The organism is Alexandriicola marinus, assembly GCF_004000435.1.
GTDB lineage: Bacteria > Pseudomonadota > Alphaproteobacteria > Rhodobacterales > Rhodobacteraceae > Alexandriicola > Alexandriicola marinus.
This window is the reverse complement of record NZ_RBVZ01000002.1, coordinates 1,217,590-1,242,920: the sequence shown is the minus strand read 5'-3', so window position 1 is coordinate 1,242,920 and position 25,331 is coordinate 1,217,590. Positions and strand designations below refer to the sequence as shown.

Genomic DNA, 25,331 nt, shown 5'->3' with positions numbered 1-25,331 from the left:
AGCGATATCGCCTTTGCAACCGCAGCGCAATAATAATTCAAAAAGTGACCCTGAAAAGTAAATAGCTTACCCTTTCGATTCATGCTGCACCCGATTTTCGGACGGGATATGGGCAGATATGACCATTCTTCCTGCCTGGCTCGACCCGAATCTGGCTCCGCCGCTCCTGCTCTTCGCCTTCAGCGTGACCTTGCTGGCAGGCGTCATCAAGGGATTGGTGGGTTTCGCCATGCCCATGATCATGGTTTCGGGGCTGACCCTGATCCTTGCACCCGATCTGGCGCTGGCGGCGTTGATCCTGCCGACGATGTTCAGCAATCTTTTTCAGGCGTTCCGGGGCGGTATCGGCGGCGCGGCGCAATTGACCTGGCGATTCCGGATATATCTGGGCACGCTTCTGATCGTGCTGCTGATCACGACACAGCTGGTGCCGGCGATCCCGGAACGGACATTCTACCTGATCCTCGGCATCCCGATCGTGCTGTTCACCTTGTTCAACCTCGTCTCGAAGGGGCTGACCCTTGCGCGGCAGAATCCCGCACTTGAGGTCGTGATCGGATCCATTTCCGGTTTCGCGGGCGGGATCAGTGGTGTCTGGGGGCCTCCGACGGTGGCGTATCTGACGGCGATCAACCTGCCCAAGGCCGAAAGCGTCCGCGTTCAGGGGATCATCTACGGATCGGGCGCGATTGCCCTGTTCCTCGGCCATGCACGTTCGGGCATCCTGAACGCCCAGACCTTGCCGCTGTCTTTGTGGATGATCGTGCCGGCCATCATCGGGGTGAAGTTGGGACAGCTGTTGCAGGACCGGATCGACCAGCGCCTGTTTCGACGGGTCACGCTGCTGATCCTGCTGATTGCCGGGCTGAACCTCCTGCGGCGCGGCCTGACCTGAGTCTGCCGCTCAGCCCGCACCAATGACAGCAGGCATCTGCATGCCGCGCAACGCCTCTTCCGCGGTGACTGGCCGGCGGCCCTCGCGCTGAACCTGCGTGATCTCGACCGCGCCGCTGCCACAGGCGATGACGAACCCGCCAAGAACACTGCCCGGCGCACCCTCACCCGCAACGACGCGCGAGCGGAGGAGTTTCACCCGCTCACCCGCGATCTCGGTCCACGTGCCGGGAAAGGGCGAAAGCCCCCGGATCAGCCGGTCGACCTCGGCGGCGGGGCGGCTCCAGTCGACGCGGGCCTCGGCCTTGTCGATCTTGGCGGCATAGGTGACGCCGTCCTCGGGCTGTGTCTCGGGTGTCAGGGCGTCGATCCGGTCCAGCGCCTGCACGATCAGCGAGGCCCCTATCGTTGACAACCGGTCATGAAGATCGCCGGTCGTCTCGTCAGTGCCGATCGGTGTCTCTTCGCGCAACAAGACGGGGCCGGTATCCAGCCCCGCCTCCATCTGCATGATGCACACGCCTGTCTGCGCATCGCCTGCCATGATCGCGCGATGGATCGGCGCGGCCCCGCGCCAGCGCGGCAGAAGGCTCGCATGAATGTTGAGGCATCCCCGCCGAGGCGCGTCGAGAACCGGTTGCGGCAGGATCAGCCCATAGGCAACGACCACCGCCACATCGGCGCCCAGCGCCGCGAATTCGGCCTGCGCCTCTTCTGTTCTGAGGCTGGACGGGTGCCGCACCGGCAGGCCAAGCGCCTCGGCCCGTGCGTGAACCGGTGTCGGACGCTCTTTCTTGCCGCGTCCGGCGCGGCGCGGCGGCTGGCAATAGACGCAGACCACGTCATGACCGGCCTCGACCAGAGCATCGAGGACGGGAACCGAAAAATCGGGCGTTCCCATGAAGATCACGCGCATCGCGGCCCCTTCCAACGTTCAACTGCGGTTCTGCCCAAGGCACGGGCTACCGATGCTTGCGGGCCCGCTTGATCAGCATATCGCGCTTCACCCGGCTGAGCCTGTCGAAATACATCCGCCCGGCCAGATGATCCACCTGATGCTGCGCGCTGGTCGCCCAAAGGCCCACAAGATCGCGCTCTTCGGTTTCGCCCGTCTCGTTCAGGAACCGGATAGTCACCGCACGGGGTCGGGTGATCATGGCCGAAACGCCGGGCAGGTTGGGCGAGGCTTCCTCGTGCTCGCGCGGGACTTCGCTGGCATGCAAGATCTCGGGGTTGGCCATCCGGATCGCCTGGCCCCGCGCCTCGGATGCGTCGACCACCGCAAGCGCGAGACCGATCCCCAATTGCGGCGCCGCGAGCCCCACACCGGGCATCGCCTCCATCGCGTCGATCATCTCGTCCCAGATGGCGCGAATGTCGTCATTTACCTCGTCGACCCGCGCGGCGGGCGTCCGCAGGATGCGGTCGGGCCACATGACAAAGGGGCGGTGGCTCATGCGACAGACGGGCTCATGCCCGCGCCCGTTCACGCTTGAGCTTCTGCATCTTGCGGGTGATCATCTGCCGCCTGAGCGGCTTGAGATAATCGATGAACAGCTTGCCGTTCAGGTGATCGATCTCGTGCTGCACGCAGGTGGCCCACAGCCCCGAAAACGACTCCTCGCGATCCTGTTCGTCCAGATCGATCCACTTCACCCGAACCTCGGCCGGGCGCTCGACCTCGGCATATTGGTCGGGGATCGACAGACAGCCCTCCTCGTAGACCGAGGTCTCTTCCGAACTCCAGGTGATTTCGGGATTGATCAGGACCATCGGTCGGGGCGGTTCATCCTCGTCCTTGACGCTATCCATGACCAGCAAGCGCTTGGTCAGGCCGATCTGGGGCGCGGCGAGGCCGATGCCGGGGGCGTCGTACATCGTCTGCAGCATGTCGTCGGCCAGTTCGCGCAGTTCATCGGTCACCGAATCGATCGGCGTGCATCGCGTTTTCAGGCGAGGATCAGGATGGATGAGAATAGGTTTGACGCTCATGCGGGTGCATGTAGTCGATGCCGACGATCCGCGCAACTCGGCCCGGACGGAGCGGTCGTTTGGGCCTTGAACCTCACCTCGCGCAGGTCATAGCTTGCCGCGCAAACAGATCACGTCGGGCAATGAAGGTCACGAGTCATATGAATTTCGACAGAAAGATCGACTGGCAGGGCCGGTCTCGTTCAACCTGGGAATCCATGGAGAGCGCATTTGGCGTCTCACCCGCGGACGGGATTCCCATGTGGATCGCCGACATGGATTTCGAGCCCGCCCCGTTCCTTCTGGATAAGGTGCGCGACCTCGCTGACAAGGGTCATTTCGGCTATTTCACCGGCGTCGATTCCTATCGCCGCGCCGTGGCGTGGTGGCTTTCGACGCGTCATGGCTGGGAGATCGATCCCGACTGGGTCGTGGTCACGGCGGGCCTTGGCAATGGTATCGCCATGACCCTGCATGCCCTGACCGAACCGGGCGACGAGGTCATCATGTTCTCGCCCGTCTATCACGAGTTTCGAATGAAGGTGAAACGGGCCGGTCGGGTCCCGCGGGAATTTCCCCTTGTCCGATCGGAGACGAACTACGAACTGGATTTCGACAGCTACGAGCGCATGCTTTCAGGACGCGAACGTGTCGTCCTGTTTTCCTCGCCCCATAATCCGGGCGGGCGCATCTGGACCGAGGCCGAACTGGCGGGCCTCGCCGCCTTTTGCGAACGCCATGATCTGATCCTGATCAGCGACGAGATCCACCACGACATCATCTTTCCGGGCCAGCGCCACACGATCACGCCGCTGGCCGCACCAAAGCTGAGCAATCGGCTTATCACGATGACCTCGGCGTCGAAGGTCTTCAATCTTGCCGGGATGCGCACCGGAAACGTCATCATCGAAGATGCCGACATGCGCGCCCGGCTTTCGGGCTTCATGGACAGCATCAACCTTCAGCCCAATCTCTGCGGGATCAAGGTCTGCGAGGCGGCATTCTCGCCTGAAGGCGCCGAATGGGTCGATCAGCTTTGCCCCTACATTGCGGGAAACGCCCGGTTCTTCGAGGATGCGGTGGCCCGTATTCCGGGCGTGACGGCGACCCACATGCAAGCGACCTATCTCGCATGGCTCGATTTTTCGGGCACCGGCATGGAGATGGAGGAGGTCCGTCAAAGGGTCTATGGGACAGCCAAACTCTGCCCGACACCGGGCATAGACCTCGGACCCGGGGGCGAAACCTGCCTGCGGTTCAACCTCGGCGCGCCGCGCAGCGTCATCGAAGAGGCGGCAAGCCGTCTCGCCGATGCGTTCTCGGATCTTCAGTAAGGCGGGACCGTCAGAACAACCGCTGCAGCAGGGCCTTGGGCTCGGGCGTCGTGCGTTCGAAGTCGACCGCCGGTCTGTCGGTGACCTGCGTGGCCCGCTTGAATTCGAAATTCATCAGCCCGTCGGCTTCATGGCTTGCCACCACGAGGCACTGCATGACATGGGCCGGCCCGTCATGAATATCGACCAGCCCGCGCAGATGCGGCACGTCCTCGGCCATGACGGCGAAGCCGGTTTCCCAGAGCTTCACCACGCGATAGATGTCGTCGCCGGCATGGATGCACAGTCGACCCGACTTGCGCAACATGGCCAGCCGGGCATCTTCGAGCCCCTTGCGCACCGCCTCTGGCAGATGAGTCGACATGATGCCCCTCCGATTCTCTTCCCCTGCACAAGAATCTGGCAAACCTGCCGCAAATCAAGTCAACCTATGAAGAAGCCGGTCCGTCAGACTTCCGGTACTACGGTCCTGCGTCCGCGCGCGGCCTGAGGACATGGGGTTTCGACGGATCGTAGAGCGCCGAATCAGGAAAACCGTGTGACCCGGAAAGCGCAGGTCCAACAAGTATCAACGCGGTCCGGGTTATCTTTTCCGCTCTGACCTTGGCGTGAATGTCGCTCAGCGTGCCACGCAATATCAGCTGATCGGGCCAGCCTACGCGATAGATCACGGCGACGGGACAGTCGACCCCGTAGAGCGGCGTCAGTCGGCGTTCGATATCGCGCAATGCCCGCACGCCAAGGTGAATGGCCAGTGTCGTGCCCGTGGCCGCAAAATTCTCGAGCGTCTCGCCCTCGGGCATCGACGTCGATTTCATCGACATCCGTGTCAGGACAATGCTTTGCGCGACTTCGGGAATTGTCAGTTCCTGCCCCAATGCGGCCGCCGCGGCCGTATAGGCCGGCACACCGGGCACGATCTCGTAATCGATGCCGTCGGCTTTGAGGCGGCGGATCTGCTCGGCGATCGCACCATAAAGGGACGGGTCGCCGGAATGGACCCGGGCCACATCCTGTCCCCGTTCATGCGCCGCCCTGATTTCCGCATGGGTCTGGTCCAGCGTCATGGGCGCCGTATCCAGAACGCGCGCATCCGCCGGCGCGATGGCCACGACCTCTTCGGGCACCAGCGATCCCGCATAAAGACAGACCGGGCAGGCGCCGATCAGCCGCGCGGCCTTAAGCGTCAGAAGCTCCGGATCCCCCGGACCCGCGCCGATGAAATAGACCGTCATGTCATTCTCCCCCGGGGCGGCGCCCCGTTCAAATCGCCCCTCGGCACAAAGCGTTCGTTCCGGTCATTCCCGGTCGGATCGCCCGCCATGCGCGCCGACGGGATGGCGGGCGGGGCGATGGGCCCCTCGGGGCCCGAGCGTCGCGCGATCATTCCCGAACCGGCGCCAGATCGCCGTCGATCTTGCGGGCATAGCCCCGCGGCGTGAACATCCGCGGCCCTTCGCCCAGCTGCGCCAGCCGCGAATTCGACGACCCCACCAGCACCACGGTCAGCATATCGACCTCGTCGACCTGCAAATCAGCAAGCCTGCGATAGCGCACCGCCTCGCCCTCGCGGCCAAGATTCGATGCCAGCATGACGGGCGTATCCGCAGGACGGTGCTCCAGCAGGATATCCCGCGCCTCGGCCAGAAGTGTCCGCCGCGTCCTGGAAACCGGATTATAGAAAGCAATCACGAAATCCCCCTCAGCCGCGGCCCGAAGGCGGCGCAGGATATCCGTTCTCGGCGTCAGCAGGTCAGACAGGGAAATCGTGCAGAAATCATGCCCCAGGGGCGCACCGGCCCGCGCCGCGGCGCCCTGCAACGCGCTCACGCCCGGGGAGCAGATCACCTCGGCGCGCCGGGCGGCATCCGAGACCCCGCCCGCAGCCTCCTCGCGATCCAGCAGCTCGAAGACAAGCGCCCCCATCGCGTAAATCCCCGCATCCCCCGAACAGACAAGCGCCACATTCCGCCCCTCGCCCGCACGTTCCAGCGCGTGGCGACAGCGGGCCTCTTCTCCGCCCAAGGGGAAATCGGTGCGGATCTTGCCCGCCGCCAGCGGCCCCAGAAGATCGATATAGAGGCCATAGCCCACGAGTTCCTCGGCCTCGGCAACAAGGCGCGACACTTCCGGCGTCCGCCAGCCTGCCTGTCCCGGACCGATCCCCACGACCGCAAGCCGCCCGCGCGCTCGGCCTGCCGGTGCGACGATCGGCACCGGCGCCAGCGCGATAGCGGCCGTGGCCATCGCGGTCTTTTCCTTGGGCCTGACCAACCGCGCCTCCGGGCCCGCACAGGCCAGCGCCGCGTTTTCCGCCACGCCATGGCTGCCGATCTCGGCGAATACAACGTCGGACGGGTTCTCCGTCCTCCCGGTCTCCGCCTCCAGTTCGGCAGCAGTAAACAGCTTCAGCGGCACGCCCAGCTTGCGGGCAAGATCGATCACGGCAGGCTCGTCCGCCTTGAGATCGACCGTCGCTACCGCCGCCAGCGACCCCGCTGCAAGGCCCGCCGCATCAAGCTGCGCCATGGCCAGCGCCTCGAGTTCGGCGGGCGGACAGTTGCGCGCGCATCCAACGCCAAGAACCGCGCGTTGCGGGTGATAGACCAGAGCCTCCGGTGCCACCGGATCGACGGGTTGCGCGGTGCAGGTTATCGTTACACCCTCGCCCCGAGGAAGCCCGCTCAGCCACTCCGCCTCATCCACCGCATCGCCGGCCAGCCTCGCGCCCGCACCACTGAGCAGGGCGGCCATCGCCGCCTTTGCATTCTGCGGCGTGGCGAGGCGCCAGCCCGGTGGCGGCTCGTCCAGCGAGATGCCCAGCGCGACATCGCCCGCGGTCGTCACCGCGGCCGTGCTGTCAAGCGCGCGGGCGATCTCGTGGGCAAGCCGGTTCGCACCCCGATGCCCACCCAGAAGCGGGACGACGACGGCGCCGTCATCCGACACCGAAATGACCGGGGGCTCGGTCGTCTTGTCGTTCAGGATCGGTGCGACGGCCCGGATCAGGATCCCCGACGCGCAGACGCCGACCACCGGGATACCGGCGGCAAAAAGGTCGCGTATGTGATCCAGCGCATTGGGGAAAAACGCATCGGCCCGCTCGACCCGGCCCTCGCGCCCGTGAACCGGTGCGCCGAGCTGGGCTGCCACCTTGTGCGCCGTCGCCTCGCCCGACCGGCTCAGGGCCAGAACCACGGGTGTCACAGCCATGGATCGGCCCCCTTCGTCATTAGGATCATCGAGAAATAGGGCGCGGGCACCTTCGCCTCCGACAGCGGGCAGACGACCTGCCCGTCAAGCGTCGCACGCTCGACATAGACCGCGCGATGCAGAAGCCCGAGCCTGTCGAACACGCCCCGTATCTTTTCGAGATGCCGCCCGACTTTCATGATCGCAACGGCCTCGGCGCCCGCCACGCGCGCCTCCAGCTCATCGGCATCAAGCGGCCCCGGCAGCACGGTCAACCGTTCGTTGCGGGCCACCAGAGGCAGACCAGCCGCGGCCCCACAGGCGGTGACCGAGGTCACGCCGGGGACGATCTCCGTCTCGAACCGATCGGACAGCCGCGCGAAAAGATACATGAACGAACCATAGAAGAACGGATCGCCCTCGCAGAGGCACACGACATCCAGTCCGGCTTCGAGCTGTGCCGCAATCCGCGCGGCACCATCGTCATAGGCGGCCTGCGCAGGCTCCCGTTCCGGGCTCATGGGCACGTCCATGACGATTTCCTCGACCCCTGCAGGGATCAGCCCCGCGACGATCGCGCGGGCGAAACTCTCTGCGCCGGCGAGGGTCGGATAGGCGATGACCGCAGCTCCCTCGATCAGGCGCGCGGCACGCAAGGTCACGAGGTCGGGCGCACCCGGCCCGACACCGACGCCGAAAAGCCGCCCCGTCATGCCCGGACCCGCGAGGCCAGCGTCATAGGACCTGGGCACTGGCACCGGGCACACATGCCCATAGGGGACGGTGGGCGGGGCGATGGGCCATAGGCCCGAGCGGCGCGCATCGTCATCGTTTCACTAGGCTCCATTGCGTGACCGGCATCAGGGGCTTCCAGCCGGTTAGCCGGCCCACCGGCTCGGCACGCTGAACAGCGATCTTGGACATCTGCCCGCCGTGACGCTTGTGAAGGTCAAGAAGAACCGCCTCGCTCTCCAAAGTGACGGCATTGGCGACGATCCTCCCCAAGGGGCGCAATGCGGCAAAGGCCGCTTCGAACACGGCCTCGTCCAATCCCCCGCCGATGAAGATCGCATCCGGCGCAGGCAGGCCCTCGAGCGCGGCCGGCGCCTCTCCGTCGACGATCTGCAGGCCCGGCGCACCCAGCGACAGGGCATTGGCCGCCGCCATCGCCCGACGATCCGCCCGGGGTTCGATCCCGATCGCGCGCGCATAGCGCGCGGCCCGGATCCATTCGATCGCAACCGAGCCGCAACCGGTGCCGATATCCCACAGCAGGGCGCCGCGCATCGGCATCAGGCGCGCCACGGTGACAGCCCTGACTTCCTGCTTCGTCATCGTGCCGTCCGACTGGAACAGGGCATCCTCCAGCCCGGGAACCCGGGGCTGCAGGGCCGCACCAGGTGCCGCGATGCACTCGATAGCCATCGTGTTGAAGGGTGGCACCTCGGCGTCCCAGCTTTCGGCGATACCGTCGAAACGACGCTCTTGCGCACCGCCCATCGCGGCAAGAACGGTCATCTTCGACTGGCCATATCCACGCTCCGTCAGGAATGCGGCGATGCGCGACGGCGTCTCGGCCCCCGTCGTCAGGATCAGCAGCCGCTGATCGGGCTGGATGAAGGCGATCATCTGCTCGACCGGGCGGCCGTGTACGGTGAGGGTCTCGACATCGGCGAGGCTCCAGCCCATGCGGGCCGCCGCCAGCTGGAACGCGGAAAGCTGCGGGTGATAGACGATTTCCTCGGACGGAATCGCCCGTCCGATCCGCGCGCCCACGGAAAACCAGAGCGGATCACCGGTCACGAGCACAACGGCCCGTCGCCCCCTGAGCCCCCGGATCGTGTCGATCATCGCATCGAACGGGGAGGGCCAGCTCAACCGTTCTGCCGTGATGGTCTCTGACAGGACATGATGCCGATCCCCGCCGAGGATGACCTCGGCGGCCTCGACCACGGCCCGGGTCGCGGGCACAAGACCGTCGAGCCCGTCTTCGCCGATCCCGACGATATGAAGCCACGGCTCGGTCATCGCGATCCCTCCATGCTTTTCGATTGGCGGACAGACTGCCCGCGGCCAACTGCGCGGGCCAACAAAATTTTGAAATTTTGTTGGCCGCCGGGTGTCAGCCGGTCGCAGAGGTTCATCGCTGTTCTCCCGGCAACCCGGCGGCCAGCGCATTGACGGCGGCCGACGCCATGGCCGATCCACCCCGGCGTCCACGCAACGCGACAAAGTCGCAGCCGCGCGGCGCTCCGGCGAGTTCGGCCTTCGATTCTGCCGCGCCCACGAATCCAACCGGAAACCCGAGGATCAACGCAGGCCGGGGCCATCCCTCGTCCAGACGCTCGAGCAGATGGAACAGCGCCGTGGGCGCATTGCCGATCGCGACGACGCTGCCCTCGATCCGGTCCCGCCACAGTTCGACCGCCGCGGCGGAGCGCGTCGTGCCGAGCCGCGCGGCGATATCGGGCACCCGGCTGTCATTCAGCGTGCACACTGTCTCGACGGCCTTGGGCAATGTCCGGCCGATGATGCCTGACCGGACCATCTCGCAATCGCACAGGACGGGCGCCCCGGCCCCAAGAGCTGAGCGCCCGGCCCCGGCCGCACCCTCGGAAAAGGCAAGCCGATCCGCGATCTCGACCATGCCACAGGCATGAATCAACCGGATCACCATGGGCTCCATCTCCGGCGGAAACCTGTCCAGCCGCGCTTCCCGACGCACCGTCGCAAAGCTCTCGGCATAGATCGCGGCCGGATCGGTCAGGTAGGGGCGCAAGAGGCGGGTCTCCCTCGGGACAGGCGGGGCACTCAGTCCTGCTTTCTGGACTTCAACGCGCTCAGGGGGCCGTGCGGGTGATCCGCGTGGGGATAGGGCGCATGGTGATGGTGGTGATCGTGGTCATGGTGGTGATGATCGTGATCGCCATCATGGTGGTGATGATGGTGATGGTGATCCTTCGCGGCCTCCAGTCGGCACAGCCCGGTGCAGAAGGTGTCGCACAGAACGCAATCGGCCACGTTCGAGCCCGGCGCGCTGGCGCCTTGTCCTTCGACATGGTGGTGGTGGCTTTCCTGGATTGCGCCCACCTCGCCCTCGAAGCCCAGAACCTCGGTCCTGTATTTGCACATCACGCAGGTCGGGGGCGGCACGGCACCCAGCGCCGGGTGCCCCGACTGGCCCGCCATTGCGGCCCGGGCCTCGGCCGGGATCGTCTCGACCCGGCCCTCCTCGACGGCGAGGATCTGCGTGCGATAGGGGCAGGTCCCGCAATTGGGCGGCGGCGTGTCGCTGACCAGTTCCTTGATCCGTTCGGCGAAGGTATCGAGCACCTGATCATGATCACCCAGATAGGGTGCCTTGACGAATTCGATGCCGGGATGTTCCGCCGCCACCTGATCGGTAAAGCCATAGATCCGGTCGATCAGGATGCCCGAGAACAGGAAATAGGGGAACACGACGACACGCCGGTATCCCAGCCTGGCCACATGTTGAAGACAGGGTTCGACCAACGGGAAGGTGACGCCCGAATAGCCCACCTCGCACCAGCCGAAACCCAGCCCTTCCTGAAGCATCCGGGCAATCTTGGCGACATTGCCATTGGCATCGGGATCGGAGGCACCGCGTCCGATCACCACGAGGCAGGTCTCTTCCAGCGGCACTGAGCCCGAGGTTGCGTCGGCGGCGGCCACCGCGTCGCGGATCCTGCCACCTGCGGCGGCGATCATCTTGGGATCGACGCCCAGCTCCCGGCCATAGCGCACCTCGATCCCGTGGCGGGCGGCATAGGTGTTCAGGACGGTGGGAATATCGTTCTTGGAATGCATCGCGGCGAACAGCATTCCGGGAACCGCGAGGATGCGTTCGCAGCCGGCCTCGCGCAACTTGTCCAGCCCGTCACGCAGAACCGGGTTGGCGAATTCGAGATAGCCGTATTCCGTGATCCAGTCCGACGGGAGCCGTTCCGGAAGCCTGTCGGCAAGGACCCGGAATTCATCGACCGCGGCCTGGCTGCGGGACCCATGCCCGCAAATCATGACACCTGTCTTCATGCTGCCTGTTCCTCTGTTTCGGCCTCAGGCTCACCAGCTTGCTCCGCCGCCTCGTCCTTCCGCCGCCCCTTGAGGGCACCCCAGACGCCAACGGCGATGGCCAGACCGATCGCAGCGCCCGCCACCCAATGATCATGGCCGGCCAGCCCGGAAAGATGCCCGGGATGCGCAATGGCTGGGCCGGCAACCGGCAAAAGGAACAGGGGGGCGATCAGCTTGCGCATGGCACACTCCGTCAAAAATCCGGCCGAAGAGATGGGCAATCCGACGATGCGGCGCCTTCGTTCCCGTCAGGGTCAACGCGGCACCGCCACCTCTCCGGCCCTTAAAGGGCGTCGTCTGGAGCAAGCTATAGGGATAGCAGAGCCTCGGCGCAAACCGATTAGCGACCCGGTGGCAGGCAGGTCCGACAGGCCCGCATGTGCGCGGATGCAGGGCAACTGCGCCCTGAACGGGGTTTGCGTGCGGGCGACGACGGCTTAGGTGCGGATCGGAACACGGAACAAGGGGAAAGATCATGGGCCAACTGGTTGACGGTGTCTGGCACGACACGTGGTACGATACGAAATCTACCGGTGGCGCTTTCAAGCGTTCGACTTCGAAGTTCCGCAACTGGATTACCGCCGACGGACGCGCGGGGCCCAGCGGCGAGGGTGGGTTCAAGGCCGAAAGCGGGCGCTATCACCTCTATATCAGCCACGCCTGCCCCTGGGCGCACCGGACATTGATCTTTCGAAAGCTCAAGGCGCTCGAGGATCATATCGGCGTCTCTGTCGTGCATCCCGACATGCTCTCGGATGGGTGGACGTTCTCCACGGATTACGACGGTGCGACGGGGGATCATCTCTTCGGATCGGATTTCCTGCGCGATATCTATATCCGCAACGATCCAAAGGTGTCGGGGCGCGTAACGGTGCCGGTTCTCTGGGACAAGGCGCAAGATACGATCGTGTCGAACGAAAGTTCGGAGATCATCCGCATGTTCAACACGGCCTTCGACGCGATTACGGGCAATACCGACGATTTCTGGCCGGAATCTCTTCGCGAGGAGATCGAGCCGGTCAATGCCCGGATCTATGACACGTTCAACAACGGGGTCTACAAATCCGGCTTCGCCACCACGCAGGAGGCCTATGACGCGGCCGTGCATCCTCTGTTCGAGACGCTCGACTGGCTGGAAGAGCGGCTGTCATCGCAGCGCTACCTGATGGGCGACAGGATCACCGAAGCCGATTGGCGACTGTTCACGACGCTGATCCGGTTCGATCCGGTCTATCACGGGCATTTCAAATGCAACCGGTCGCGGATCGTCGATCTGCCGAATCTCTGGGCCTATACGCGCGAGTTGTACCAATGGCCGACGCCCGATGGCGGCCGCGTGGCAGACACGATCAACCTCGAACACATCATCCGCCATTACCACTACAGCCACGACTCGATTAACCCGCACCGGATCATTCCGATCGGCCCTGTCCTCGATTACGATGAACCGCACGGCCGCGACGGGCGCTGATCAGCGCCCCGTGGCCAGCGGTGCTGCGCGATCCATGGCATGGGTCGCGTAGTGTTCAACCATGGCGGCGATGTCTTCGGGCGGGGCCCCCGAGCGGACAAGTGCGCGGGCGTTCGATGTCATCGAGAAGATGGACCCGTCGGAAAAGAACGTGGTGTCGGTGACGAATATCACGGATGTGCCGGGAGAGCGGTATTCGACGAAATCCGAAACCGCGAGGGCTGAGCCCTCGTCCAGAACGAGATTGAGCACCAGAACATCGAAGTCCTCCTTCCGGATCAGATCAATCGCTGAATCGGCATCGTGGGCCTGGGCCACTTCGGCGCCCAGACGCTCAAGATGACGTCCCCAAACGGTCGCTAACTCCTTGCAACTTTCGACGATCAGAACCTTCATCATTCCCTTACGACCTTGTCACAACACCCTCCGGGGCGCGCACGAGGCACCTTGAAAGTTGACGAATCCATCGACATTCCCGGTTTGGTTCACCATAGTCCGCGCGACGGAATTTCCGAAATCAAATCCAATTGCCGGCGGCATACAGGCCAGATCCCGCCGCCGCGCCCAATGAACGAGGCTCGCACCCCACCGATGACAACATGGATTACGATCTGCGACACCTGCAAGCGCCCCGGATGGGATCAAACCTCGATGGAGAGAACCGATGGCGAGGCTCTGGCCGAGCTCATCGAGACAGCCGCCGCATCGCAAGCAATGGTCGCGACCCGGCGCGTTTCCTGCACCATGGGATGCGAGCGCGCCTGCAATGTCATCGTTCAGGCGCCGGGCAAGATCGGTTATTCGCTGGGCACCTTCGAACCCGATGCCGAGGCTGCCGAAGCGATCGTCGCCTACGCGGCCGCCCATGCGGAGAGTGAAACGGGTCAGGTCCCGTTTCGCCAGTGGCCTCAGGGCGTAAAAGGCCATTTCGTCTCGCGTCAGGTTCCGCTTCCCGACGCGCCGTGACCGCACAGCGCGATCACGGCGGCGGGCTCGACGCCGCAATCGCCCGCCATGGCGGGCAGCGTGACGACTGGCTCGATCTGTCGACCGGCATCAACCCGGTGGCTTATCCCATCGGCGCCCTCGCTGCCGAGGCGTGGCAGGCCCTGCCTGACGGCGGCGCAACACATGCGCTTGTCGATGCCGCCCGGACATTCTGGGCGGTTCCGGACAGCGCGGCAATCGTGCCCGCGCCCGGCGCCTCTGCCATAATCGCGCGCCTGCCGTATCTGACACCCCAAGGCGGTCGGGCCCATGTTCCGGGGCCAACCTACAACGAACACGAGGCGGCCCTGCGGGCATCGGGCCGATGGGCCATCGCCCCCGATGAACGGGACGCGGGGTTTCATGTCCGTGTCCACCCGAACAATCCCGACGGGCGTCTGACCGATCCTGCGTCGCTCGGCTCTCAGGCGCTGACCGTGATTGACGAAAGCTTTTGCGATGTCTGCCCCGAAAAGAGCCTTGTCGCCTGTGCCGGACAACCCGGATTCGTCATCCTGAAGAGCTTTGGCAAATTCTGGGGGCTCGCGGGGCTTCGGCTGGGCTTCGCCATTGGCCAGCCCGAGACGCTCCTTCCCCCGGACGGGCAGCGCAACCTGTCGGAATTGCTGGGGCCATGGCCGGTTTCGGGTCCGGCGCTCGCGATCGGCGCCCGCGCGCTGCGCGATACCGGCTGGGCCGACAAGACGCGGGACCGCCTCGCCCGGGATGCCGCACGGCTCGATCAGATGATGATCGCGGCGGGCGCAAATGTCGTGGGCGGAACCGATCTTTTCCGGCTCTATGACGTGCAATCCGCCGCAGAATGGCAGGCACGTCTGGCCGGCCATCATGTCTGGTCGCGGACCTTTCCCTATTCGCGGAGCTGGCTGAGGCTCGGTCTGCCGGCCCCCAACCGCTGGGCGCGGCTCGAAAAGGCAATCGGATGACCCGCCCGTCCGATCCGGCGCAGGTCGTGTCATGAGCGGGGCGCTGGTCGCGGCGCTTGTTCTCGACGCGATTTTTGGTGAACCGCGTGTTCTGTGGGACCGGTTTCCCCATCCCGCCGTCATCATGGGGCGGATCGTCGGATGGCTGGATCGGCATCTCAATCGCAGCCGTGGGCAGCGAATGGCCGGCATCCTGACCGTCCTGATACTCGTGACCGGCGCCGCGCTGCTGGGGCGGGCCCTCGCAGCCCTGCCGGGACTGACGGCCGACGTGATCGTGGCCGCGATGCTCTTGGCCCAGCGATCCCTGTCGGATCACGTGGCCCGGGTCGCCAACGGTCTGCGTCTGTCGGTGCCTGCGGGCCGGGCCGAGGTCGCGATGATCGTTTCGCGCGACACAACCGAAATGGAGCCGCCTGCGATTGCGCGGTCCGCCATCGAAAGTGCGGCCGAGAACCTCTCCGACGGGGTGATCGCGCCGGCCTTCTGGTTCCTGCTGTTCGGCCTGCCGGGCCTCCTGATCTACAAGATCGTCAATACCGCCGATTCCATGATCGGCTATCTCACGCCGCGCCACGCGGAGTTCGGCTGGGCTGCGGCGCGACTGGATGATCTTCTCAACCTCGCGCCCGCGCGGCTGACGGCTTTGCTGATCAAACTGACCGCGCCGCGCCCGGTGTCGTGGCAGGATATCGCTGCGGATGCCCGGCTCCACCGAAGCCCGAACGCGGGATGGCCCGAGGCCGCGATGGCGCGTGCCCTCGACATTTCGCTGGCCGGGCCACGCAGCTATAACGGTGTCACCCGCCCGTTTCCCTACGTTCATCCGCACGGGCGGCGCGACATCGGCGCCAACGAAATCGAGGCCGCCGTGGCGCGTCTTTGGGCGGCCTGGGCGCTCGCTCTGGCCGGGATCGTGGCGATCTCCCTTGTCGCCGCGGCTTTCTGAGTGACGGCTTGCCGCGCAGGCGATCCCTGTTAGGCTTCTGCGAAATAACACGTTCCGGAGCCCTCATGTTCAATCGCGCCCTGCCCTTCGCCCTTGCACTTTCGGCATTGCCCCTCGCCGGTTTCGCACAATCGCAATGCGGCACGCCCCTTGCCCAATTCCGCGACGGCCTCGTTGCCGAAGCCACGGAACGCGGCTTCGATGCCGGCACCGCGCGCGACTTCGTGTCGGTCCTGCGGATCGATGACAGCGTGATCGCCGCCGACCGCAGGCAAGGCGTCTTTCAGCGCGATTTCATCGACTTTTCCCGTCGGCTGATCTCGCAGAACCGGATCGACAACGCCCGCCGCAACGCAGAGCGTTATGCCGCGACCTTCGACCGGATCGAGGCCGATTATGGCGTGCCGCGTGGCGTTCTTCTGGCTTTCTGGGCCTTCGAGACGGATTTCGGGCAGGTTCAGGGCGACTTCAACACCGCCAACGCGTTGTTCACTCTGGCCCATGATTGCCGCAGGCCGGAGCTGTTCCGGCCCCAGATCTTCGCCGCGATGGAGCTTTATGCGCGGGGCGATTTCGATCCGGCCACGACGACCGGGGCTTGGGCCGGCGAAATTGGTCAGGTTCAGATGCTGCCCGCCGACATCATCGAGAACGGTGTCGACGGCGACGGCGATGGGCATGTCACGCTCAAGACCTCGGCGATCGACGCGCTGATGTCGGGCGGCAAGATGCTGCAATCACTGGGCTGGCGCGCGGGCGAGCCATGGCTTCAGGAGGTGACGGTTCCCGAGAACCTCGACTGGCGGCTCACAGGCCTGCACGAAAAGCGCAGCGTCGGCGACTGGGCCGCCCTCGGTATCGCGGGACGGTCCGAGCCGCTGGGGCCCACAGACCTGGAGGCATCAATTCTTCTGCCGATGGGGCGCAATGGCCCCGCCTTCCTCGCCTATCCGAATTTCGAGGTCTATTTCGAATGGAACCAGAGCCTCGTCTATGTCACGACCGCCGCCTATTTCGCGACCCGCATCATGGGCGCGCCCGTATATGACGCCGGCAATCCCGATCCCGGCCTGTCGGGCGAGGAGGTGGAGGCCTTGCAACTCAAGCTGGCCGCGCGTGGCCACGATGTGGGCGGGATCGACGGCATCCTCGGCGCGATGACCCGGGCCGCGATCCGGGTGGAGCAGGAACGGCTTGGCCTGCCCGCCGATGCATGGCCGACCCGGCAATTGCTCGATCTTCTCTAAGACGGAGGCGCGCACCGAAAGTCTTTGGAGGATCGGGATCCTGCCATAAGGTGACGGCGTCGGACAAGTCAGGAGGCCGGGCCGTTGATGCAGACCGCAGCCTATCTTGCCGCCCTTGGTCTGGGCGTGACCTTCGGCCTTTACCTGCCTCTCAACAGCCTGACGGCCCGGCTCGTCGGATCGCCCTTTCTGGCCAATATCACCTTCTTCGGCTTCGGCCTGATCACCGCGATCGCCGTCGCATGGATCGCCGGGCACAAGCCGGGCGATCTGGCGCGTTTCAGCGGGCTGCCGTGGTGGATGTATCTCTCGGGCGTATTGAGTGGGCTGATGATCCTGGGCTCTGCCTTCCTGATCCCGCAGATCGGGCCGGGGCCGTTCTTCGTGCTGTTCATCGCGGGTCAGGTCATGACCGGTGCCGTGATCGGACATTTGGGCTGGTTCGGCCTTACGATCGATCCCGCATCGATCCGCACGATGGCTGGCATCGGCTGTGTCATCCTCGGCGCCTGGCTGGTCACCAGTCACTGATTAGCTGCGCAACTGCGGGATAGCGGGCGGGGCGATGGGGCCAACGGCCCCGAGCGTCGCCCTGCCGGCCCTCACTCCTCCGGTCGCACGGGATACCGGCCGCCGTCTTCGGTCAGCACGACGAACCGCCCGTCTGCGCGAACATACATGTCGCAGCGCGATAACCCGTTGCGATAGGCGATGCAGATGATCCCCTCGGCGCCTGCCGACCACGTTCCGAACTGGCTGCCGCCGCCATTGGCGGAGGAATAGGTATAGGAATAGGCCCCGCCTGCAGAAAACTTCGACTGACCGTCATCATAGAAGGTAAGCGTCCGGCCCGTCATCGCGTCCACGAGCCCCTCTGCATCGGCGAAGCGTTCATCCGTCGCGCGCAGGGCCCAGTCCTGCCCTGCTGCCGGAGTCGTCAGGCCAACAAGCCCCAGAATCAGGAACAATCGTCTCATGCGGTCATCCTGCACCGGATCCGCCCCACGACCTCATCACCATGTCGTGGGGCCGGATCCTCAGGCCACCAGACGTTCGGCCGCCTTCAGATCAACCGACACGAGCTGGCTCACGCCCTGTTCCCCCATCGTGACACCAAACAGCCGATCCATCCGGCTCATGGTGACGGCATGGTGCGTAATGATCAGGAAGCGGGTTTCCGTCCGGCGGGTCATCTCGTCCAGCAGGTCACAGAACCGTGTCACGTTGGCGTCGTCCAGCGGCGCGTCGACCTCGTCGAGAACGCAGATCGGCGCCGGGTTGGCGAGGAAGACGGCAAAGATCAGGGCAAGCGCCGTCAGCGTCTGTTCCCCGCCCGACAAAAGGCTCAGCACGCTCAGCTTCTTGCCCGGCGGCTGGCACATGATCTCTAGCCCCGCTTCAAGCGGATCGTCGCTTTCGACCAGAACCAGCTTGGCCTCGCCGCCACCGAACAGATGCGTGAACAGCGTGCCGAAGTTCTCATTGACCTGTTCGAACGCCGTCAGAAGCCGTTCACGGCCTTCCTTGTTGAGGCTGGCGATCCCGTTGCGCAGGGTCCGGATCGCCTCTTCGAGATCGGTCTTTTCCTTGAGCAGGGTATCATGCTCTTCCTGAACTTCCCGCGCATCCTCTTCAGCGCGCAGGTTCACGGCGCCGAGCGCATCCCGTTGCCGGCGCAGCATCGTAACCTCGTTCTCGAGCTTTGCGGCATCGCCGGTGTCGTCGGGATCGGCCCCCAGACGCTCGAGGAGCGTCTCCGGACTGATCTCCATCGCCTCCATGATCCGCTCGGCCGCGGTCGTGACGGCCTCGCGGGCGGCCTCGGTCCGGGCCTCGGCGCGGGCGCGGGCCTCGCGGGCTTCGGAGGCTGCGCGCTCGGCCTCGCGTTCCGCGATGGCGGCCTCCCGCAGGGCGGCTTCGGCCACGCTCAGCGCGTCGGTGGCAGCGGCCTTACGCGCCTCGGCCTGGGCGATAGAGGCCGCCAGTTCATCGCGTTTGGCCGCGATCTCGGCGGGTTTGCCTTGCGCCGAGGCAAGTTCAGCCTCACTGGCGGCCTTGCGCTCTTCAAGCTCGGTCGCACGGGTCGTTGCGGTCTCGAGCCTGTGACGCCAACCGCTTGTTTCCTTTGTCACTTCCTGGCTGCGCCGGATCCGGGCCTCGCCCTCGCGGCGCACCTCGTCATGGGCCGACCGGCGCGACATCATGGTGATCCGGGCGGCTTCGACGGTCGTCCGGATATCCTCGATCGAGGCGCGGGCTGCATCCAGATCGCCCAGATCGCGGGCCGCGCGCTCGGCCTCGGCCAGCGCCTTTCGGGCAGAACGGGATTCGTCCTCGTAACGGCTCAGCGCCATGGTCGCGGCCTCGCGGCGTCCCTGCGCCAGATCGCGATCCGCCTCGGCTCGCGACACGGCACGGTTCGCCTCGGACATGAGGCGATCGGCCTCGCGCCGGGCGTTGCGCGCCATCTTGTCGGCCTCTGTCAGATCGGCCAGCCGTTTTGACAGGGCCTCGTGCGCCTGCGACGCGCCAGCAGCCCGGGCCGAGACCTCTTCGAGATTGCGCTTGAGTTCGACCAGACGGTTCAGCTGCTGCAGCCTGAGCGCCGCCGCCGACGGCGCATCTTCAGCCCCGGCGCGGAAGCCGTCCCAGCGCCACAGATCGCCCTCGATGCTGACCAGCCTTTGACCGGGGCGCAGCAGCGGTTGCAGGCGCGGGCCGTCCGCGGCGTCGACAAGGCCGACCTGACCCATCCGCCGAACCAGCATATCTGGCACGCTGACAAAGTTGGTCAGCGCCAGAACACCCTCGGGAAGCACGGGCGCATCGCTGTATCCGGGCAGGGACACCCAGCCGGATTTCACGTCATCGGCGACAGCAGGCGCGCGCAGATCATCCGACAGCGCGGCACCCAGCGCCTTTTCATAGCCGGACTTCACCGTCAGCAGATCCAGAACCTGACCACCCTCAGCTGTATCGCGCTCGACCAGCCGGGCAAGGGCCGAAACCTCGGCCCGCAGGGCGCTTGCCTCGCCCTCGGCCTCGGATCGCTGTGCCCGGGCATCGGCCTCGCGGGTCTGCGTCTCGGCCCGGGCGGCCTCCGTCTCGGCGAGGGTTTCATCCGCACGCACGGCGGTGGCAGCGGCGGTTTCCTCGGCGGCGCGGGCGGTGACCAGATCGCCTTCGGCCTTTTCCAGCGCGGCCTCGGCGCCAAGAAGCGCCGCCCGCGCCTTTTCGGCCTCGGCCTCGGTGCGGGTCAGGGTCTTGCGGTGATCCTCGATCAGCCGTTGGGCAGACTGATGCCGCGCTGCGAGGCGGGCCACATCTTCGGTCTGTTCGCTGAAATCCGCCTCGCGCGATTGCAGGACAGAGGCAGCCTCGCGCGCGGCCTCGGCGGCGGCGGCCAGCTTTTCCTCGTGGCCTTCCCCGGCCTTCACCAGTTCGCGCGCCTCCCATTCCAGCCGTTCGATCGTCTCGCCCGCATCGCGGTTCAGCGCCTCTTCCCGCTCGATATCGCGGGCGAGCTGATCGATCCGCGAGGTCAGCGTCTCGACGGTTTCACGGGCCCGCGTCTCTTCTTCGTTGAGACTGTCACGGCTGACCGCCAGCCGTTGCAGGATCGCCGCGGCAATCGCCTCTTCCTCGCGCAGCGGGGGCAGCGCCTCTTCCGCGTCGCTTCGGGATTTGGTGGCCTGCCGCGCAGCAGTTTCTGCCGAGGCGGCCTCGACCGTCCGGACGCGCTGCGCCTCTTCGGCGGTTGCACGCGCCTCGTCAGCCTCTTTCCAGCGGCGATACAGCAGGAGACCTTCCGCGTGACGCAGCCGATCGCCGATCTCGCGATAGCGGGCGGCCTGCCGGGCCTGCCGGGCCAACTGCGCCAATTGCTGAGCCAGCTGTTCGATCACGTCATCGACGCGGGTCAGGTTCGACTCTGCGCCCCGCAGCTTGAGCTCGGCCTCATGGCGGCGCTGATACAGACCCGAGATGCCGGCCGCCTCTTCGAGGATGCGGCGCCGCGACGTGGGCTTTGCGTTGATCAGTTCGGAGATCTGGCCCTGACGCACAAGCGCGGGCGAATGCGCGCCGGTCGAGGCATCCGCAAACAGCATCTGCACATCGCGGGCGCGCACATCCTTGGCGCCGATCCGATAGGCCGAGCCCGCATCGCGGGTGATCCGCCGGATGATATCGAGCGTGTCGGCATCGTTGAACGCCGCAGGCGCCAGCCGTTCCGAATTGTCGATCGACAGGGCGACTTCGGCATAATTGCGCGCGGGACGGGTCGCCGCACCTGCGAAGATCACGTCTTCCATGCCGCCGCCACGCATCGCGGTGGGACGGTTTTCCCCCATGACCCAGCGCAGGGCCTCCAGCAGGTTGGACTTGCCGCAGCCATTGGGCCCGACCACACCTGTCAGACCATCCGCGATCACGAGATCGGTCGGATCGACGAAGCTTTTGAACCCGTTCAGCCTGAGCCGTGTGAACCGCATGGAAAACCGCTGCCCCGATTCTTGTTATCCCGCGATGGTGGCCAAGCAGATCGGCACGAGTCAACCTTGGCACACCGCATCTGGAAGCAATGCATCGCTTATCCACAAGATTTTGCGACGATCCGCCGTATTATCCCCCAATTCCAAAGGTCAGAAGGGCGCATTCGGCCACGCCATGTCGGAATCGGTCTTGACCGGACGGTGCACGACGGCGCACAACCAACGGGCATGGTTCCCAATCGAGCGCAAAGCGCCTGGGATCAAAAGGGAATGCGGAGCGGGCCGATCCAAGTGCGAGGCCCGGAGCCGCAGCCGCCCCCGCGACTGTATGCGGAGAGCGCCCGCCGATACGCCACTGGGTTCGCCCGGGAAGGCCGGCAGAGCGTGATCACCCGCAAGCCAGGAGACCTGCCATGCACCGGACCCTCGCGATGCGTGGCCGGGATATGCTGACTACGGACGGGGTGTTCCGTGGGGGTCAGCCGGCAGTGATGCCGGCTCCTCTGACGCGACCTCCCTTCACATGATTGATCCGAAGGGGAAAAACATGAAAAGATTTCTTATCGCCGCAGGCGCGACGCTGTTTGCCAGCCCGGCCCTGGCCCACCACCCGCTGGGCGGCCTTCCGATGGAGACGTTCGCGCACGGCCTCCTGTCTGGCGTCGGGCACCCGGTTCTGGGTTTTGACCATCTGTTCTTCGTTGTGCTGGTCGGCGTTGCCGCCTTGTTCACCGGCCAGCGGATGCTCGCACCAGCCGCCTATATCGGTGCGATGATCGCGGGTTGCGCGTTGATGTACGCCGGAATCTCCATGCCTCTGGTCGAAGGCGTGATCGTGGCCTCCCTGATCGTGCTGGGCGGCATCGTCCTTTCGGGCCGCGGACTGACCTTGCCCCCCGCATTGGCAGTCTTCGCCGGCTTCGGCCTGTTTCACGGCTCTGCTTTCGGCGGGTCGATCGCCGCGCAGGAAGGGGGCGTCGGAGGCGCTGTGCTTCTCGGTTACTTCCTTGGCCTCGCCGCGATCCAGTATGCGATCGCGATCGCCGCAGGATGGATCGCCGAAAAGGGCCTTGGCGTCACGACCGCCAATGCCGTCAATGCCCGTCTCGTGGGAGCGATGGTGGCCGGCGTCGGTGTGTTTCTGGCGCTCGAGATCGTCGAAGGGCCGGTCGTGGCCCTGATCAGCGGAGCCTGATCCGCAGGCGAGCCACTCTGCGGGTGGCCTGCGGGCCACCCGGTACGGACCGGTGGGAGGTCCGGCGGTCCCGGACAGACGTGCGGGGTGACGCGACGGCCCGCAGCCTTTTCCGGAACCGGACCCGTGCCTTCGGAGACGCGAAATGAGACCCCTGATCCTTTTCCTCATCGGAATCGTCTTCGGAACCGCGGGCGGTTTCCTGCTCGCCGGCGGGCTCCACGGGCCGATGGATGGCCATGATCGGTCAACCACAGAGGCCGCCGTCCACGACCATGCCAGCCACGATCATTCCCAACTGAGCGAATGGCCGGCAAACATGCCCAGCCCCGAAATCGCCCTGACGCTCTGGCCCGATGCGGGGCGGGACATGAACCTGCGCGTCGACGCGCCCGGGTTCACCTTCACCCCGGAAGAGGTGAACGGCGCGGTCACGCCGGCCACAGGCCACGCCCATATCTATGTGAACGGTGAAAAGATCGCGCGCCTTTATGGCCCCTACGCGCACCTGACCGCCCTGCCGGAAGGCGCGGAAATTCGCGTCACGCTGAATGCCAACGATCACACCGAATGGGCCGTGGACGGCGTTCCGCTTGCCGCCACGATAATCGCCCCATGATCTGTCGCAGCGGCACCCGTCCCCTGAGACAGAACCTCAGGCGGCCCAGCAATCGTGCAGCCACATCTCTCTGCCCGGAACCGAGACTTGCGTCGCGATCTCGCCCCTCCGGTCCGTCAAGTGATCCACACATCGTCAATCGTCCTGTCACGGCAAAGCCATAGAGCCGCAGGCCCGTCCGAAGGAAACGCATCCATGCAGAAAATCCCCGCAACCGTTGTCACCGGCTTTCTTGGCGCGGGAAAGACAACGCTGATCCGTCACATGCTGGAGAACGCGAATGGACGGCGCATCGCGCTGATCATCAACGAGTTCGGCGATCTGGGTGTCGACGGCGAAATCCTGCGCGGCTGCGGGATCGAATCCTGCAGTGAAGACGACATCATGGAATTGTCGAACGGGTGCATCTGTTGCACCGTGGCCGATGATTTCATCCCGACCATGGAGGCGTTGCTCAGCCGCGAGGAGAAGCCCGATCACATCGTGATCGAAACATCCGGCCTTGCCCTGCCGCAACCTCTGGTCCGGGCGTTCAACTGGCCCGGAATTTCGACCAAGGTCACGGTCGACGGGGTGGTGACCGTCGTCGATGGCAAGGCCGTCTCGGAAGGCCGCTTTGCCCATGATGTCGCGGCGATCGACGCCCAGCGCGCGGCGGATGACGGGCTGGATCACGAAACGCCGCTGTCCGAATTGTTCGAGGATCAGATCGCCTGCGCCGACATGATCGTCGTCAACAAGGCCGACCTTCTGGACGAACAGGAGGCCGACGCCCTCGCCGGCCGGCTGCGTGCCGAGGCGCGCACCGGGGTTCAGGTCCTGCAGGCCTCTATGGGGGCGCTTCCGGTGGATGTTCTCCTGGGTCAGGGGATCGGGGCCGAGGCCGATATGGAAGCACGTCACGAGGTGCATCATCATCACCACCATGACGACGACGATGACCACCACGATCACGAACATGAACACGGCCATGACGAGTTCGAAAGCTTTGTCGTGACGGCACCGGAAATCGACGACCCCAAGGCCTTTACCGCGCGCCTGTCGGACATCATTGCCCGGCATGATATCCTGCGCCTGAAGGGCTTTGCCGCCGTTGCGGGCAAGCCGATGCGACTGACGCTTCAGGCGGTCGGGCCCCGGATCGACAGCTATTACGACCGGCCCTTCGGCAGCGATCAGCGGGAAACGCGCCTTGTCGTGATCGGGCAGGCCGGTCTTGACCGGGCGGCAATCGACGCCGCCCTGAGGGCATGATTGTCCGGATCGAGAGGGGCGACCCAAGGTCACCGGGGGCCGTCGCGCTTCTGACGGCGAGCCATGCCTACCTGACCTCGCTCTATCCGCCCGAGGACAACTATTTCCTGTCGATCGACGCGCTCTGCGCCCCCGACATCGCCTTTTTCGTCGCGGTGATTGACGGCCAGACGACCGGCTGCGCCGCGATCAAGACCTTTGACGGGTATTGCGAAATCAAATCGATGTTCGTCGATCCGGCTGCCCGCGGCTCAGGCACGGGCGCCGCCCTGATGGCCGCACTCGAGGCGGAGGCGAAGAGTCTGGGGATCGGGATGATGAAACTCGAAACGGGCGATACGCTCGACGCGGCGCACCGGCTTTATGCCCGTCATGGTTTTTCGGTCTGCGGCCCGTTCGGCGATTACGTCGAAGGGCCGCATTCCGTCTTCATGGAGAAACGACTGTGAGGCGCCGCGTGCCCCTACTTGCGCTTGACGTCGTCGGGCAGTTCGGCGGTTCCCCAATCATCGGTCGGGGGGCCAGCGTTGCTCGCGGCTTTCTTGAGCTTTTCGCGCAGTGCATCGCGCTTGGATTTCGGCGCCATGGCGCTGCTGGTCTGCTGCGCGGCGCCATCGCCGTTCGTTTTCTTGGAATCGTCGGTCATATCGCACCTGCCGTCATGAAATCTGGTCCACGAATAC

Annotated in this window: 27 protein-coding genes and 1 riboswitch; of the genes, 12 read left to right on the top strand and 15 right to left on the bottom strand. The window is 65.2% G+C overall.

Annotated elements, in window-relative coordinates; translation table 11 throughout:
* Positions 1 to 118: 118 nt before the first annotated feature.
* Positions 119 to 895, top strand: a complete 777-nt coding sequence (locus EP376_RS12460; RefSeq protein ID WP_127655842.1) for a sulfite exporter TauE/SafE family protein — start codon at positions 119 to 121, stop codon at positions 893 to 895.
* Positions 896 to 904: 9 nt separating this feature from the next.
* Here the strand turns inward: EP376_RS12460 and fmt are convergent, their stop codons facing one another.
* From fmt to def (EP376_RS12445), 3 genes are read right to left on the bottom strand one after another with little or no spacing between them, the layout of a single operon-like run.
* Positions 905 to 1,810 (bottom strand): methionyl-tRNA formyltransferase, encoded by a 906-nt coding sequence (fmt, locus tag EP376_RS12455; protein WP_127655841.1) that lies wholly within the window; start codon positions 1,808 to 1,810, stop codon positions 905 to 907.
* Between the two features lie 46 nt (positions 1,811 to 1,856).
* Entirely contained in the window at positions 1,857 to 2,351 is a 495-nt protein-coding gene (gene def, locus EP376_RS12450; protein WP_127655840.1) for a peptide deformylase, read from the bottom strand.
* A gap of 13 nt (positions 2,352 to 2,364) precedes the next feature.
* Positions 2,365 to 2,886: a peptide deformylase gene (gene def / locus EP376_RS12445; RefSeq protein WP_127655839.1), complete on the bottom strand. Its 522-nt coding sequence runs from the start codon at positions 2,884 to 2,886 to the stop codon at positions 2,365 to 2,367.
* A 140-nt stretch (positions 2,887 to 3,026) separates the two neighbouring features.
* Between def (EP376_RS12445) and EP376_RS12440 the strand changes: the two genes are divergently transcribed.
* Positions 3,027 to 4,199, top strand: a complete 1,173-nt coding sequence (locus EP376_RS12440; RefSeq protein ID WP_127655838.1) for a MalY/PatB family protein — start codon at positions 3,027 to 3,029, stop codon at positions 4,197 to 4,199.
* 10 nt (positions 4,200 to 4,209) lie between these two features.
* Here the strand turns inward: EP376_RS12440 and EP376_RS12435 are convergent, their stop codons facing one another.
* From EP376_RS12435 to EP376_RS12400, 8 genes are all read right to left on the bottom strand, one after another.
* Entirely contained in the window at positions 4,210 to 4,563 is a 354-nt protein-coding gene (locus tag EP376_RS12435; protein WP_127655837.1) for a hypothetical protein, read from the bottom strand.
* A gap of 97 nt (positions 4,564 to 4,660) precedes the next feature.
* On the bottom strand, positions 4,661 to 5,434 hold the full coding sequence (cobM, locus tag EP376_RS12430; protein WP_127655836.1) for a precorrin-4 C(11)-methyltransferase: 774 nt from the start codon (positions 5,432 to 5,434) through the stop codon (positions 4,661 to 4,663).
* Between the two features lie 148 nt (positions 5,435 to 5,582).
* Entirely contained in the window at positions 5,583 to 7,412 is a 1,830-nt protein-coding gene (cobJ, locus tag EP376_RS12425; protein WP_127655835.1) for a precorrin-3B C(17)-methyltransferase, read from the bottom strand.
* Positions 7,403 to 8,104, bottom strand: coding sequence for a precorrin-2 C(20)-methyltransferase (gene cobI / locus EP376_RS12420; RefSeq protein ID WP_127655834.1), 702 nt, complete (start codon positions 8,102 to 8,104; stop codon positions 7,403 to 7,405). Before cobI ends, cobJ begins: the two co-directional genes overlap by 10 nt.
* Positions 8,105 to 8,216: 112 nt before the next feature.
* Complete coding sequence (cbiE, locus tag EP376_RS12415; protein ID WP_127655833.1) at positions 8,217 to 9,419, bottom strand: precorrin-6y C5,15-methyltransferase (decarboxylating) subunit CbiE; 1,203 nt, start codon at positions 9,417 to 9,419, stop codon at positions 8,217 to 8,219.
* Positions 9,420 to 9,531: 112 nt separating this feature from the next.
* The gene (locus EP376_RS12410) at positions 9,532 to 10,170 is read right to left on the bottom strand and encodes a precorrin-8X methylmutase (RefSeq protein ID WP_127655832.1); all 639 of its coding nucleotides are present in this window, start codon (positions 10,168 to 10,170) and stop codon (positions 9,532 to 9,534) included.
* Between the two features lie 32 nt (positions 10,171 to 10,202).
* The gene (locus tag EP376_RS12405; protein ID WP_127655831.1) at positions 10,203 to 11,444 is read right to left on the bottom strand and encodes a sirohydrochlorin chelatase; all 1,242 of its coding nucleotides are present in this window, start codon (positions 11,442 to 11,444) and stop codon (positions 10,203 to 10,205) included.
* Positions 11,441 to 11,668, bottom strand: coding sequence for a DUF6732 family protein (locus EP376_RS12400; RefSeq protein ID WP_127655830.1), 228 nt, complete (start codon positions 11,666 to 11,668; stop codon positions 11,441 to 11,443). The genes EP376_RS12405 and EP376_RS12400 overlap by 4 nt, the downstream gene beginning before the upstream one ends.
* A 293-nt stretch (positions 11,669 to 11,961) precedes the next feature.
* On the opposite strand from EP376_RS12400, the gene EP376_RS12395 reads away from it, so the two are divergent.
* Positions 11,962 to 12,957, top strand: a complete 996-nt coding sequence (locus EP376_RS12395) for a glutathione S-transferase family protein (protein WP_127655829.1) — start codon at positions 11,962 to 11,964, stop codon at positions 12,955 to 12,957.
* Here EP376_RS12395 and EP376_RS12390 read toward each other — a convergent pair whose 3' ends face one another.
* Positions 12,958 to 13,356, bottom strand: a complete 399-nt coding sequence (locus EP376_RS12390) for a response regulator (protein ID WP_338068400.1) — start codon at positions 13,354 to 13,356, stop codon at positions 12,958 to 12,960.
* Between the two features lie 192 nt (positions 13,357 to 13,548).
* Here EP376_RS12390 and EP376_RS12385 point away from each other — a divergent pair, with 192 nt between their 5' ends.
* The 5 genes from EP376_RS12385 to EP376_RS12365 all read left to right on the top strand — a co-directional run bounded on the left by EP376_RS12385 (position 13,549) and on the right by EP376_RS12365 (position 17,618).
* On the top strand, positions 13,549 to 13,923 hold the full coding sequence (locus EP376_RS12385) for a DUF1636 family protein (RefSeq protein ID WP_127655828.1): 375 nt from the start codon (positions 13,549 to 13,551) through the stop codon (positions 13,921 to 13,923).
* Complete coding sequence (locus tag EP376_RS12380) at positions 13,920 to 14,891, top strand: threonine-phosphate decarboxylase (RefSeq protein ID WP_127655827.1); 972 nt, start codon at positions 13,920 to 13,922, stop codon at positions 14,889 to 14,891. The genes EP376_RS12385 and EP376_RS12380 overlap by 4 nt, the downstream gene beginning before the upstream one ends.
* 31 nt (positions 14,892 to 14,922) lie before the next feature.
* Positions 14,923 to 15,840 carry an adenosylcobinamide-phosphate synthase CbiB gene (gene cbiB, locus EP376_RS12375; RefSeq protein ID WP_127655826.1) on the top strand — a complete coding sequence of 306 codons (918 nt, stop codon included), beginning with the start codon at positions 14,923 to 14,925 and terminating at the stop codon, positions 15,838 to 15,840.
* Positions 15,841 to 15,905: 65 nt separating this feature from the next.
* A complete protein-coding gene (locus EP376_RS12370) occupies positions 15,906 to 17,087 on the top strand; it encodes a lytic murein transglycosylase (protein WP_127655825.1) in 1,182 nt (393 codons plus the stop codon).
* 87 nt (positions 17,088 to 17,174) lie between these two features.
* On the top strand, positions 17,175 to 17,618 hold the full coding sequence (locus EP376_RS12365) for a DMT family transporter (protein ID WP_203331230.1): 444 nt from the start codon (positions 17,175 to 17,177) through the stop codon (positions 17,616 to 17,618).
* A gap of 71 nt (positions 17,619 to 17,689) precedes the next feature.
* Here EP376_RS12365 and EP376_RS12360 read toward each other — a convergent pair whose 3' ends face one another.
* Together EP376_RS12360 and smc are read right to left on the bottom strand one after the other, a co-directional pair.
* On the bottom strand, positions 17,690 to 18,064 hold the full coding sequence (locus EP376_RS12360; RefSeq protein ID WP_127655823.1) for a hypothetical protein: 375 nt from the start codon (positions 18,062 to 18,064) through the stop codon (positions 17,690 to 17,692).
* A 60-nt stretch (positions 18,065 to 18,124) separates the two neighbouring features.
* Complete coding sequence (gene smc / locus EP376_RS12355) at positions 18,125 to 21,580, bottom strand: chromosome segregation protein SMC (protein WP_127655822.1); 3,456 nt, start codon at positions 21,578 to 21,580, stop codon at positions 18,125 to 18,127.
* A gap of 215 nt (positions 21,581 to 21,795) precedes the next feature.
* A riboswitch (cobalamin riboswitch) is annotated at positions 21,796 to 22,008 on the top strand.
* A 119-nt stretch (positions 22,009 to 22,127) separates the two neighbouring features.
* Between smc and EP376_RS12350 the strand changes: the two genes are divergently transcribed.
* The 4 genes from EP376_RS12350 to EP376_RS12335 all read left to right on the top strand — a co-directional run bounded on the left by EP376_RS12350 (position 22,128) and on the right by EP376_RS12335 (position 25,097).
* The gene (locus EP376_RS12350) at positions 22,128 to 22,775 is read left to right on the top strand and encodes a HupE/UreJ family protein (protein WP_127655821.1); all 648 of its coding nucleotides are present in this window, start codon (positions 22,128 to 22,130) and stop codon (positions 22,773 to 22,775) included.
* Between the two features lie 145 nt (positions 22,776 to 22,920).
* Positions 22,921 to 23,394, top strand: coding sequence for a hypothetical protein (locus EP376_RS12345; protein ID WP_127655820.1), 474 nt, complete (start codon positions 22,921 to 22,923; stop codon positions 23,392 to 23,394).
* A gap of 195 nt (positions 23,395 to 23,589) precedes the next feature.
* Positions 23,590 to 24,648 carry a cobalamin biosynthesis protein CobW gene (gene cobW / locus EP376_RS12340; protein WP_127655819.1) on the top strand — a complete coding sequence of 353 codons (1,059 nt, stop codon included), beginning with the start codon at positions 23,590 to 23,592 and terminating at the stop codon, positions 24,646 to 24,648.
* Entirely contained in the window at positions 24,645 to 25,097 is a 453-nt protein-coding gene (locus EP376_RS12335) for a GNAT family N-acetyltransferase (RefSeq protein ID WP_127655818.1), read from the top strand. The genes cobW and EP376_RS12335 overlap by 4 nt, the downstream gene beginning before the upstream one ends.
* A gap of 14 nt (positions 25,098 to 25,111) precedes the next feature.
* Here EP376_RS12335 and EP376_RS12330 read toward each other — a convergent pair whose 3' ends face one another.
* Entirely contained in the window at positions 25,112 to 25,294 is a 183-nt protein-coding gene (locus EP376_RS12330; RefSeq protein WP_127655817.1) for a hypothetical protein, read from the bottom strand.
* Positions 25,295 to 25,331: the final 37 nt, after the last annotated feature.